12 protein-coding genes and 1 riboswitch are annotated in these 12,623 nt (G+C 51.3%); of the genes, 8 read left to right on the top strand and 4 right to left on the bottom strand.

The window, feature by feature from the left end; genetic code table 11:
- Window positions 1-23 precede the first annotated feature (23 nt).
- Complete coding sequence (mutM, locus tag V2P20_RS14565) at window positions 24-839, top strand: bifunctional DNA-formamidopyrimidine glycosylase/DNA-(apurinic or apyrimidinic site) lyase (protein WP_331819542.1); 816 nt, start codon at window positions 24-26, stop codon at window positions 837-839.
- A 123-nt stretch (window positions 840-962) separates the two neighbouring features.
- Here the strand turns inward: mutM and V2P20_RS14560 are convergent, their stop codons facing one another.
- Window positions 963-1,571: a hypothetical protein gene (locus tag V2P20_RS14560; protein WP_331819540.1), complete on the bottom strand. Its 609-nt coding sequence runs from the start codon at window positions 1,569-1,571 to the stop codon at window positions 963-965.
- Window positions 1,572-1,885: 314 nt separating this feature from the next.
- Window positions 1,886-2,094: riboswitch (cobalamin riboswitch) on the top strand.
- A gap of 104 nt (window positions 2,095-2,198) precedes the next feature.
- Between V2P20_RS14560 and V2P20_RS14555 the strand changes: the two genes are divergently transcribed.
- Both V2P20_RS14555 and V2P20_RS14550 read left to right on the top strand, forming a co-directional pair.
- A complete protein-coding gene (locus V2P20_RS14555) occupies window positions 2,199-4,037 on the top strand; it encodes a TonB-dependent receptor (protein WP_331819538.1) in 1,839 nt (612 codons plus the stop codon).
- Between the two features lie 44 nt (window positions 4,038-4,081).
- A complete protein-coding gene (locus V2P20_RS14550) occupies window positions 4,082-4,651 on the top strand; it encodes a hypothetical protein (protein WP_331819536.1) in 570 nt (189 codons plus the stop codon).
- 62 nt (window positions 4,652-4,713) lie between these two features.
- Here V2P20_RS14550 and rsfS read toward each other — a convergent pair whose 3' ends face one another.
- The 3 genes from rsfS to V2P20_RS14535 are packed head-to-tail and all read right to left on the bottom strand — an operon-like array spanning window position 4,714 to window position 6,965.
- Complete coding sequence (gene rsfS, locus V2P20_RS14545; protein WP_194968400.1) at window positions 4,714-5,055, bottom strand: ribosome silencing factor; 342 nt, start codon at window positions 5,053-5,055, stop codon at window positions 4,714-4,716.
- 32 nt (window positions 5,056-5,087) lie between these two features.
- Window positions 5,088-5,708: a nicotinate-nucleotide adenylyltransferase gene (gene nadD, locus V2P20_RS14540; protein ID WP_331819533.1), complete on the bottom strand. Its 621-nt coding sequence runs from the start codon at window positions 5,706-5,708 to the stop codon at window positions 5,088-5,090.
- Window positions 5,709-6,965 carry a glutamate-5-semialdehyde dehydrogenase gene (locus tag V2P20_RS14535; RefSeq protein WP_348532249.1) on the bottom strand — a complete coding sequence of 419 codons (1,257 nt, stop codon included), beginning with the start codon at window positions 6,963-6,965 and terminating at the stop codon, window positions 5,709-5,711.
- 247 nt (window positions 6,966-7,212) lie between these two features.
- Between V2P20_RS14535 and V2P20_RS14530 the strand changes: the two genes are divergently transcribed.
- From V2P20_RS14530 to V2P20_RS14510, 5 genes are read left to right on the top strand one after another with little or no spacing between them, the layout of a single operon-like run.
- On the top strand, window positions 7,213-7,371 hold the full coding sequence (locus V2P20_RS14530; protein ID WP_194968403.1) for a hypothetical protein: 159 nt from the start codon (window positions 7,213-7,215) through the stop codon (window positions 7,369-7,371).
- Window positions 7,372-7,386: 15 nt separating this feature from the next.
- The gene (locus V2P20_RS14525; RefSeq protein ID WP_331819531.1) at window positions 7,387-7,920 is read left to right on the top strand and encodes a cytochrome C oxidase subunit II; all 534 of its coding nucleotides are present in this window, start codon (window positions 7,387-7,389) and stop codon (window positions 7,918-7,920) included.
- A complete protein-coding gene (locus V2P20_RS14520; RefSeq protein ID WP_331819529.1) occupies window positions 7,913-9,538 on the top strand; it encodes a b(o/a)3-type cytochrome-c oxidase subunit 1 in 1,626 nt (541 codons plus the stop codon). Before V2P20_RS14525 ends, V2P20_RS14520 begins: the two co-directional genes overlap by 8 nt.
- Window positions 9,539-9,540: 2 nt before the next feature.
- Window positions 9,541-10,191: a c-type cytochrome gene (locus tag V2P20_RS14515; RefSeq protein ID WP_331819527.1), complete on the top strand. Its 651-nt coding sequence runs from the start codon at window positions 9,541-9,543 to the stop codon at window positions 10,189-10,191.
- Between the two features lie 10 nt (window positions 10,192-10,201).
- Window positions 10,202-12,622, top strand: coding sequence for a hypothetical protein (locus tag V2P20_RS14510; RefSeq protein WP_331819525.1), 2,421 nt, complete (start codon window positions 10,202-10,204; stop codon window positions 12,620-12,622).
- Window position 12,623 lies beyond the last annotated feature (1 nt).

Genomic DNA, 12,623 nt, shown 5'->3' with positions numbered 1-12,623 from the left:
TATAATGCTTTAGCTTTATTTTCATGCCTGAATTACCCGAAGTTGAAACGACCCGACGCGGCATAACGCCTTATATTGAAGGGCAAACCGTCAAACGCGTCATTATCCGCCAGCCCAGGCTGCGCTGGCCCGTACCGGAAAATCTCGAGCAAACCTTGAAAGGGCTGCGCATACAAACGGTTTCCAGAAGAGCGAAATACCTGTTGCTTGCGACCGATGCCGGCACGCTGCTGCTGCATTTGGGCATGTCCGGCAGCTTGCGGATCATCTCCGACGGCCAGACGGCCGGCAAGCACGACCATATCGATTTTATTTTCGCGGACGAAATCATCCTGCGCTTCAATGATCCGCGCCGGTTCGGCGCGGTGTTGTGGACGACGGAACCGGCCGAACAGCATCCCTTGCTCAAAGATTTGGGCCCCGAACCGCTGCAGGAGGATTTCAGCGGCGATCTTCTCTATGATCTATCCAGAAACAAGAAAACGCCCATCAAATCATTCATTATGGACAGCCACATCGTCGTCGGCGTCGGCAACATCTACGCCAATGAAGCCTTATTCATGGCCGGCATACACCCTGCGCGCCAGGCGGGAAAAATCTCCTTGACCCGCTATCAGAAACTGGCTGGCTGTATTCAAGCGATCTTGCGCCAGGCTATTGAACAAGGCGGTACGACGTTGCGCGATTTTGTCAATGAAGCCGGAAAGCCGGGTTATTTTCAGCAACAACTCAATGTCTACGGGCGCGTCGGGCTGCCTTGTACCCGGTGCCAACAAATTTTAAAGGAAATCAGATTATCCAACCGGTCAACGGTATTTTGCAGTGACTGCCAGCGGTAGAGCGATAATCCACTTTCACTAGCCCGTAGATTAAGCGGTGGAATTCAAAAAACCCTGCGCGAGAGCCATTCTGAATTCCACTCACTTCGAATTTATTGGTTAAAGCTGATCGTTGCCTGCTGATTATTTAGAGGGAACGATGCCGTCCAATACACGGATGGGGCTGTCTTTCGAGCCGTAAAAAACCGGCAGATTGCTATCAGTATTTAACCGAAACGACCCCGTAATGCCATTGACATCGAATTCGTAAGTCCCCTGACTCAGCCCGTAAACAGGCAGAGGAATAACGCGTTCGAACGGCTCGATGACCTGAGCGCACGCAACAAAAGTTTGCAGCGGAACAAGCCCCAGCGCCACTTCGAACCGTCCCGCCGGCAAGTTAGCTTCCGGTATGCCGAAGACAGGCTCATAGCGTTGGCCGGCCTGCTCCAGTTGATAACAGGGGCTAGGAAGATAGCCGCTCACCTTTAGAAATATTTGCACAGGACGAGAGCGAATTTTGATTACTTCGACTTTTTCTACCGTCGCCAATTGGGTTTCTGTCATGCCTGACAATGTCCAGGTACCGTCTTTTTCATTCCGTTGAAACCTGGCATCCCGATATTGTCCGACCTGCTCAGGCGTATCGACATGAGAGATTGCCAATGAATCGCCCTGCAACACGGGATTATCCGCTGCAAAGACGAGATGGATCGGTAGCAAAGCCGCGATTATGGCTAAATTTAGACGCATTATCTGCCTCCTGAAGTTTAAATTTGGATTGAATGAGGAATTTATAATATAGAGCATGCTAAAGCAGAGATATTTCAATCTATCTCAAACAGAATCTTATCCTTTATAGATTTCGATCAACAATGTAATTTTTCACAATAAGCAGTGTAATTTTTTCACAATAAATACTGCGCTCTTTAAGCCTGATCACCAGACTTAGAAAATACATAAACTACGGTCTGCTTCAAACCGGACCATTGCATATTTTCTCCAATACCGATTGCTTGAGGCATACGCAGTCAGCATTAATTTGCTTTATCCCGGTTACCCCTTATAATTGCCGCCTGCTTTCAGGTTCCATCGGATTTTACAGCTGATGGTTAAACGGGAAGTCGGTCAGGTCCTGCCAAAGCCGACGCTGCCCCCGCAACGGTAGATAAGTAAAAGAATCGTTAAAATGCCACTGTGTCATGCACGGGAAGGTGACGATTCAGGCCCATGCCACTTATAAGCCCGGAGACCGGCCCGAAAGTTTAATTCGGTACAGCGGAGGGCTGTCTACGAAAAAGACCGCACATCCCTGTCGTCTTCTTTTGTCCTCCGTTGTAATTACACACAACCTTGATGCGCGGGCGGCGCAGAGGACACATGCAAAAATTCATAGTCGGTTCATTAGTGTTGGCAGGTTTTAACAGCCCGTTACAGGCTCGGGAAACCCAGGCGGACAATTCACTCAATTTACCCGAAATGATCATAACGGCCACACGAACGGAAACGCCCAAAGACCAGTTGGCGGCTGCATCAACAGTTTATACGCGGGCCGATATCGAACGTCTACAGTCAAAAACCCTGCCGGAACTGTTACGAAATACGACCGGCATCGATATGGCGCAAAGCGGCTATGGCCAAAATACCAGCGTATACATGCGCGGCACCAATTCCGATCATGTGCTGGTTCTGATCGACGGCATCAAGGTCGGTTCAGCCACTGCCGGCACGACGCCGTTTCAGTTTATTCCCATCGATCAGATCGAACGGGTGGAGATCATCAAAGGTCCTCAATCGAGCCTGTACGGCTCGGAAGCGATAGGCGGCGTCATCCAGATTTTTACGCGCAAAGGCAGCCAGGAAGAAAAGCCCAGTTTCAGCGTGGACGCCGGCGGCGGATCATACGATACGATCAAGACGTCCGGCACGGTCAGCGGCAAATGGAAAAACAGCTGGTACAGCCTGGGCGCATCGCATTTCAACTCTCAGGGCTTTAATAACCGTGAACCGATTCCGGGGCGTTTCGGTTTCGATCAGCCCGACAAAGACGGCTACCGCAACACAGGCTTGAATGCGCGGCTTGGCCACCGCTTCGACAATAACGCCGAAGTAGAAGCGTTTTTCATGCGTGCCGAAGGCAAAAACGAATACGATGGCAACGCCCAGAATAAAACCAAATTCGTCGACCAGGTTGTCGGCACCTCCGCCAGCATGGATTTTATGGAGGACTGGCGGTCAACATTACGTTTAGGCCAAAGCCGCGATGACAGCGACCAGTTTGCGCCCGACGGTTCATTCACCAGCCGTTTCAACACGACGCGCTGGAACACCACCTGGCTGAATAATTTCACCTTATCTGATAACCATCAATTGATTGCCGGTACGGATTATCGCGTCGATGAAGTGGACAGCACAACGCCTTATAAGGAAAAGTCCCGCTATGATGTCGGCGTGTTCACGGAGTTGCACAGCCGCGTGCTGGATAATCACTTTGTCAATGCCTCGTTGCGTTGGGATGAAAATGAGGCTTTCGGCGATTATGTTACCGGCAATTTCGGCTGGCGCTATAACTCAGACTTCGGCATCAGCCCTTTTGCCAGCTTCGGCAATGCCTTCAAGGCGCCGACGTTCAACGATCTTTATTTTCCGAATTATGGCAATGCCAACCTGAAACCGGAAAAATCGACCTCGTTCGAAGCGGGGCTTGCCGGCGACCACTGGCTGCAATGGGAAGTGCGGGCCTACCATACCAACATCGACAACCTGATCACGCCGGTCACGAATCCGGTCACATTTCAATTCAGTGCGGAAAACATCGGCAAGGCGCAAATCGACGGTATTGAAGTTGAAATCAGCAAGCAGTGGCTGGGCTGGGACGGCAAGCTGGGCCTCGATCTGTTAAGCCCCAAAAACCGGGAAACCAATGCCCGCCTGCCGCGACGCGCCGAGAAAACCCTGACATTCGACCTATCCAAATCGTTCGGAGCGCTTGATGTGGGCACGCACATACTGGCCCAAGGTGACCGATTCGATGACATAGGCAATAAAACGAAAATAGCCGGTTACGTAACCGTCGACCTGCGGTCAGCCTATCATTTCAATAAAAACTGGATGCTGAGCGCGCAGCTCAATAACTTACTAGATAAAAATTATCAAACCATCAAGACTTATAATACGGCGGATAGAAACTTCTTCCTCGCTATCCATTATAATAACTGACCACAAGCTGGACCTTAATCACTAACCCATTTGGAGATAACAATATGAACATGAAACAATGGCTGCAAGTCGAGTATTTGCCTATTCCCTTGATTGCATTGATGGCGCTGACCCGCTTTCATCACTTCGGCGATATCCTGCATCTGCCCGACGCATCGCTGGCGGTTTTTTTCTTCGCCGGCTTTTACCGCAAGAAAGCCTTTTTCGTCTTTTTGTTATTGTTGGCAGGTTTGATCGATTATATCGCTATCGCAAACGGCACCAGCAGCTGGTGCGTATCCCCGGCTTACGTGTTTTTGATTCCGGCTTATGCAGTCATGTGGGTGGCTGGCCGCTACTGCTCGAAATTCAAATTATTGAATGCTTACGAACTGGCCAGTTCCATTGGTCTGATGACGCTGGCCGCATCAATTTCTTTCCTTATCTCGAACGGCAGTTTTTATCTGCTTTCAGGCCGTTATACGGACTTGTCATGGGCGCAATATTTCGCTCGCGTAGCGAAATATTATCCGCTTCATGTAGGCTTCGCCATGATTTACGGATTGGCTATCTACCTGCTCATCAAGCTGTTTAAATCAATGCCTGATACGCAGACAGCCTATAAAGAAATTTAATTGATGTTGCCCACAGAGGGCATAAAGGCCCTCTGTGACGATCATTTTCTTACTCGGCTAAATCAACCCGCTTCTTTGGCATGATCAACCGACCACAATTTTTCCAATTGATAAAATTCGCGAGCCTGAGCAGTCATCACATGAACAATGACATCGCCCAGATCCAGCAATACCCAGTCAGAACCCTGCCCGCCTTCAATACCCAACGGTTTTAAACCGCTCTCTTGAACTTTTTCCGACACATATTGGCATAAAGACTGTATATGACGGTCGGAAGTACCGGTAGCGATAACCATGTAATCGGTAAAACTGGTCTTGCCCCGCACATCTATTGTGGTGATGTATTGCCCTTTGCGTTCATCCAAAACCGTCTGGACAATGTGTAATAACTCATCTGTCTGCATTCAAATTCCTGTACTAAATAATTATGAAAGCTTTATTTCTCATAAAGCGCATGCTGCTTAATGTATTCTATGACAGCATCAGGTAATAAAAAACCCGGATTGCGTTTTTCCGCAATCATTTTCCTGATAGCCGTCGCCGAGATTTCGAGCTGCGTGATAGGCTGAAAAAATAATCTGCCGGCCGGTGCTTGCGCCAGCTCTGTTATCTCAATGGCCTTTTTGGCCGCAAAATAGCCATCAAGTTCCTGCAGTTGAAATCCCGGACGGGTCATGACGACTATATGCGCATAATCGAACAACTGCTGCCATCGATGCCAGGTTGCCAGATTTTTAAACGCATCGCTGCCGATAAACAGCAATAACGGCTGCTCCGGGAATTCCTGCCTGAAGGATTTCAGCGTATCGACCATATAAGAGCGGCCTACCCTGTCCAGCTCCCGGGTATCGATGATAAAGCCCGGCTGGTTTTTAATGGCCAGTTCCAGCATCTGCACCCGCATCAGCGCTGTGGCCACGGGCTGTTCGCGATGAGGCGGCTGGGCGCTGGGCAGCAAGCGGATTTCAGTCAGTCCGAAGATCTCCTTGACTTCCAGCGCCGAGCGTAAATGCCCATAATGAACCGGGTCGAACGTACCGCCAAAAATACCGATCATTTATTGCCGGATATGCCCGTCGCCGAGCACGATGTATTTCAGCGAGGTCAATCCTTTCAAACCGACCGGGCCGCGTGCGTGCAGCTTATCGGTGCTGATGCCGATCTCCGCGCCCAGGCCATATTCAAAACCGTCGGCAAAACGCGTCGAGGCATTGACCATGACCGAACTGGAATCGACTTCCCTCAGGAAGCGTCTGGCCAAGGTGTAATCTTCCGTAACAATGGCTTCGGTGTGGCCGGAACTGTATTGGCTGATATGTTCGATGGCCTGATCTAGCCCATCGACAATCCTGATCGATAAGATCGGCGCCAGATATTCAGTGCGCCAATCTTCCTCGGTCGCTCGTGCGCATGATGGAATCAGAGAACAGGTCCTCAGGCAGCCGCGCAGTTCCACGCCTTTGTCGCCATATTCTGTAGCCAGTATCGGCAATACCTTTGCGGCAATGCCTTCGGCCACCAGCAATGTTTCCATGGCATTGCAAACGCCGTAGCGATGGGTTTTGGCGTTCAGAGCAATTCTGACCGCCTTGTCGATATCGGCTTTATCATCGATGTAAACATGACAGATGCCGTCCAGATGCTTGATGACAGGTATCGCGGCATCCCTGGAAATGCGCTCGATCAGGCTTTTGCCGCCGCGCGGCACGATCACGTCCACATAGCGGTCCATCGTAATCAATTCACCGACGGCCGCGCGATCAGCCGTTGCAACGCATTGCACGGCTTCTACCGGCAAGCCGGCTGCCGCCAGTCCTTTTGAAATACATGCCGCAATCGCCTGATTGGAATGCAGCGCTTCCGAACCGCCGCGCAAGATGCAGGCATTGCCCGATTTAAGGCACAAGGCCGCCGCATCAACGGTTACGTTAGGGCGGGATTCGTAAATGATGCCGATTACGCCCAACGGCACGCGCATTTGCCCGACTTGTATACCGCTGGGCCGATAGCTTAAATCAGTGATTTCGCCGACAGGATCGGGCAAAGCGGCAACCTGCTTCAAGCCTTCGATCATCGCCTGAATGCGCGCCGGCGTCAGGGCCAGCCTGTCCAGCGATGCCGCATCCAGACCGTTCTGCTTGCCGGCCTCCAAATCCTTGGCGTTTTCCTCGATCAGCACGTCCTGATCAGCCTCAATGGCTTCCGCAATCTTTAATAATGCCAGATTTTTCTTGCCCGACTCGGTCCGGCTGATTTCTCTGCCGGCCGCTCTGGCTTTAAGGCCAAGACTGCTCATATATTGTTTGATGTCCATGATTCTCTCTCAAACGGGTCCAAGTTAACTTTCCATTATAAATCGAATCCGGATGCTTTGACAGTAAGCATTACTACCTAGATTTTCCTTTACTTTTCAAACAGATAAATTAAGTTGACTTTTCATCTGTTTCGTAATTACATTCGATATTGCTAGTTTCCGACAAATATCCGATTCATCTGCCGGACCGGCTGAATTTCCAGCATTGCACCAGCCCCCAATAACAATAAAAAACTGAGGAGAAGCTATGAGTCAATTAAGCGAAGAAGAGCGGGAAAAAATCATCAAAAGCCCGCCTGTCGGCACCTGGGCGCTAATGCTTATCGTTAGCGCCGGCATGGTTGCAGCCTGGCTATTTCTTTATTACGGCGTATTTCTGCCGCGTGGCGCTATAGATTCGCTATAGATTAAAGGTGATCTTATGCATATCGATCCGTTGGAAAAGAAATGGGGCTATGTAATTTTGGCCATAGTCGGCTTGCTGACTGCCATCATCGTGATAGATGCTCTGGTTCATCACATTAATCCTCCCAGTCATGTTGAAACCATCAATTCAGCCCGCCTGCATCTGAGCGAAGAATTCGCTGAAGATAATCTTGGCGTCCAGGTCGACGGCAAAGGTAATGTCATGGTCAGGATAGTGGCAGGGCGTTACGGCTTTTACCCCAAGCAGGTTACTGTGCCTTCCGGCACGCCTCTGACGTTCCGTTGGGCCAGCATGGACGTCCTGCATGGCATCCATTTGCCGATGACCAATATGAATACCATGATACTGCCAGGCTATGTTGCAGAGTTGAAGACGGATTTTCCGAAACCCGGCAATTATCCGCTGCTGTGCAATGAATATTGCGGCATGGGCCATGATCACATGTGGGGCAGCATTACAGTCGTCGCCAAAGAACACTGGACCGCGCCGGTAAAAACAACGTCTAAAGGAGGCAGCAGCCATGAATGATGCGGAAGAAAAAAAACTGGCGTTAAGCCACATGTGGATTGCTTTCGGAGCATTCCTTATCGCCTCCTTCATGGGCGCTTATCAGGTTCTGGAACGCAGCGGTTTTCTGCCGCTGATTGAGTCGGCTCCGGTTTATTTTGCCGCAGTCAGCAGCCACGGCGTGCTGATGGCTTACGTTCTCACCATTTTTTTTGTGCCCGGATTCGGCTATTACATAGCCACGACCAGTCTCAATCAACCAATATGGAATATCAAGTGGGCCTGGGCCGGCTTCGGCGTTTCCCTGCTGGGTACGGTTCTGGCGGCCATACCGCTGCTGACCGGATCAGCATCCGTACTTTATACCTTTTATCCGCCGATAAGGGCGCATACGCTGTTTTATGTCGGCGCGACATTATTGCTCGCCGGCTCCTGGGTCTGGTGCGTGATCATGATTGTCATGATGCGGCAATGGAAACAGGCCAACCCCGGCCAGCCTGTGCCTCTGGCAATGTTTTCAACCGTGGCCAACGCCTATTTATGGCTGTGGACCAGTGTCGGCGTTGCGGCCGAAGTCCTGTTTCAAATACTCCCGTGGGCTTTCGGTTGGATGGATACGATTGACCCGGGCCTGGCGCGTACGCTGTTTGCCTGGACCTTGCATCCTATCGTTTATTTCTGGCTGATTCCCGCTTATACGGCCTTTTATGTACTGGTGCCCAAGCAGGCGGGCAGCTATATACTGAGCGATGAAATGGCCAGAGTCGCTTTTATTGTGCTGGTCGTTTTCAGCCTGCCGATTGGCTTCCATCATCTGTATATGGACCCGGAACAGGCCAAAGGCTGGAAGTTATTGCACGGCGTCGGCACTTTCATCGTGACTTTGCCGACTTTATTGACCGCTTTTGCTGTGCTTGCTTCCTTGGAAATAGCCGGCAGACTGCGGGGCGGCAAGGGTTTGTTCGGCTGGATAGGCGCCCTGCCCTGGCGCAACTCGATGGTGCTGGCCATGATTCTGGGCTTGCTGATGCTGATACTGGGTGGTTTCGGCGGCATCATCAATGCCAGTTATGCCATGAATGCCATGATTCATAATACCGCCTGGGTCCCTGGCCATTTCCATCTGATATTTGCCGGCACGACCGTGATCATGTACTTTGCCGTCGCCTATTATTTCTGGCCGATATTGACGGGCAAGCCGCTGTTCTCGAACAATATGGCCTTGCTGCAATTATGGACCTGGTTTATCGGCATGGTTGTCCTGACGACGCCCTGGCATATCCTGGGCTTATTAGGCCAGCCTCGGCGCATTTCCAGCGTTCAATACAACAGTCCGCTGACGCTGGCCTGGGATACGTTTGAGCTGGCTATGATAGTGGGCGGGCTGATAATGCTGGGATCAGCCTGTCTGTTTGTCTATAACCTCGTGAAGACCCAGTTGAATCCTGTAACTGAAGCCTATACAGGCAAAATCGAATACGCCGACCCGATTTATCCGGTCAATAATCTGCCCGAGTTTCTGAATGACTTCAAGATCTGGAACTGGGTCATTGCAGCCTTCATGTTCATTAGCTTCGGCTACCCTATTCTTCAGTTCTTTATTATGGACACGTTCGAATCAAACGGATGGGGGTATTAATCATGAATAAAATGATTCAAACAGCATTGTTGGGTCTTTTTGCTGCAAGCCTTGCGCATGCTCAGCCCTCGTCTCAAGTAGCCTGGACGCCTGATAAACTGAATTTCATAAAGCAGGGCAACAGCAAAAACGGCAAGGAATTGGCCGCGCAGTGCGCCGGCTGCCACGGAGACAAGGGCGTCAGTTCATCACCGGAGTTTCCCTCGCTGGCTGGCCAGCTTGCGACTTATACCTATAAACAGTTGCAGGATTACAAAAACGGCCAGCGCACCCACACGCTCATGACTTCAATCGCTGCGGGATTAAGTGATCAGGATATGGCCGATATGGCCGCCTGGTACAGTTCCCTGCCGCTGCCCAAGAATAAAGCCGGCAAGAAAGATCTGGAAATTGCCGAGCAGCTGGTTTCCGAAGGCGACGGCAAACGCACCCTGCCGCCCTGTTATACCTGCCATGGCTCAGATGGTGAAGGTGAAAGGATGGATATACCCGCCCTGGCGGGTCAACAGGCTGAATATTTTGCCGCCACGCTCAAGGCCTATAAAAACGGTGAGCGCCACAACGACATATACAGCCGTATGCGCATACTCAGCCAGCAGTTAAGCGATACAGAAATACAAGAGCTTGCTCAATATTACCAGCAACTACGGTAATGGTGAGACTATGAACCTATTTCATGCAGGTCTGTTAACCACCGTACTGGCGGGCAGCCTGCCGGCCATGCCGGCCCTCGCCCAGAAAGTGCCCCAAGCGGACAATGCCAAAACCTTTAAGGAGAATGAACGGAAGCCGAAGAACGATTACAACATCACGATCAATTATGAACTGGGCATGCACTGCACCGGGTTTGACTTTTCCTATTGCTGTGTTCTGCCGCCTTATAATTCCATTCAAAGCCAGGTCATCAAAACGTCCGGCGCGCCGAATCAGTTTCCGCGCTTACTGGGCGCCGACCCGAACGATCCGACCGTGCTGGTCGACGGCGACAAGCGCATGAAACTTGAGTATGGCCATGTCGGCAATACCTTTTCAGAAGGTACCAAACTGGCTTACTGGAATATACCGTATGACGTCAATCATGACGGCAAATACGGCAATAACGAGAATGTCGCCAACGCTTATTTTACGCATCTGTATATCTATAAGGATTTAAAAGGCAGCAATCCCGGCAAAACCAGCAAGGACAGCGAAAAGAAACGGGTCGGCATCGAGATACCGATCCCGCGCGATATGGGCCCGGCTGGTGCGGCAGTCCCAAGCCCCATGAGAGGCGGCCACCTGCACTACACGGGCGAGGACGGCACCGTTGTTTATACCAAATCGCCCGTATTGGACAATGTGCCCATCATGCTGACCGATCCAGGCATCTGGGATGCGCTAGGCTTGCCGCTGACGCCCTTCTACGATGACATGGTGAAAAAAAGTCCGCTTGAAATTGTGGAAAGCGATATCCGGCCTTATCAGGAAGCCTGGGTGGGATTGGTCGATGCCAAAACCAATAAGCCCATTATCGACAGCCATTCCGGCAAGCCCGTGAAATTCATCGGTACCAATCCGATCGATGTACCGAATTGCGCCAACTGCCATGCCAATGAAAATGCCAATGGCAACACCTTCAACTTATACAAACAGGAAAAAGCGTTCTGGAAAGGCTTAGGTGCCAGCGATTATATGGCCGATTTAAAAGCCACTTCCATTTCCATTTTACAAATCCACGACGCCCGCCACGGCACCCAGTTTACGGCCAAATATAATCCCGCCAGCCGTGACACCCAGAACCGTCTTGGCGCTGATCCGGTTTTATGTCAGCAATGTCATGCCGATAACGTCATAGGCGTGCTGCAATCGAAAGGCGTCACTGAAGTGATATCAGGCGGTCAGAAAGTTGAAAACGACACGCCGATCATGCCTCTTTCGGAAGCCCTGCACCGGCTCCATCAGACCATTCGTCCCATGCCTGATTCGCACGGGCGAACCGGCACTTGCGCCGGCTGTCATCCTTCGCACAGGCAGGACGGCTCTATGGACGGCTATGCCATCACGCCGGACGGCAAGAACTTTTACGCCTCATCCGATAACCGCGACTCCAAAGGCGGCTGTTTTGCCAGCCGCGACGTCCATTCCAATCCCGACAAGGAGAAAGACGGCGCCGGCACACCCGAACATCTGAATGAAATCGGCAAATGGATACAGACCAATGTCTCCAAAATCGGTACCGGCGAAGGCGGCAATGGCGTCTGGTGCACGAACTGCCATACCCAACTGTCCAGAGAATTGTATCAACGCGATGATCTGGAAAATGCCTTTAAACAAACCGGCAAAACCATCCGCAACCAGTCGCTGGATGATATCGCCAAAGCGATAGGCGTTGATCGCAGAACACTCGAAGAGCAGTATCTGGATCCCAAAGTAGTGCTTGATAAAGACGGGCATGATACACCTGATAAGTCCGGCATTCTGAAAAACTGGGCTAAAGATCACATGGTGCCTGACATTGCCGTCATCGCTACCAAAGACGGCAAGCCGCTAATCCACAAGGATGAAGACGGTGATGTCAATGTCTCGATATTGTCGCCCAATCCTTCAGTGCAAATGTCCAAACTGACCGTTCCGGAAGAGGCAAACGGCGTCACGGCAGTCTCCTATGATGCGGCATCACATGGCCGGGATTATTGGCTGTCGCCGGGCGAACCGCATTGCGCCGACTGCCACGCCCCGCCTTATGTTGAAAGCCAGGGGGGCGTGGCTTTCCCTATCAATCAGCCGGGCAAATACAGCCTGATGCGTTATTCGAAAGGACATGCCGGCCTTGCCTGCCAGTCTTGCCATGAATCTATCCACGGTTTATTTCCGGTAACGCCGGTAGTCGACCCGACGACCTATAAACAGGCGCCGCAATACAATCCGGACGGCAGCCACGGTCCGCTGTTGTGCGCCACCTGCCATCAGACGAACAAGTTCGGCGTGCCGGTTGTCGCGGAAGCGCTCACCTGGAACGGCAAGAAAATCAAGGATGACCTGGATGCAGCGATCAGCTGGATACATGCCAATGCGCCTGAGTTGGGCGGTAAAAACCCCAAATAGC

Origin of the sequence: Methylobacter sp. Wu1 (assembly GCF_036553575.1) — a bacterium.
Lineage (GTDB): Bacteria > Pseudomonadota > Gammaproteobacteria > Methylococcales > Methylomonadaceae > Methylobacter.
The sequence above is the reverse complement of the archived record's forward strand: the minus strand, read 5'-3'. Positions and strand labels throughout refer to the sequence as shown.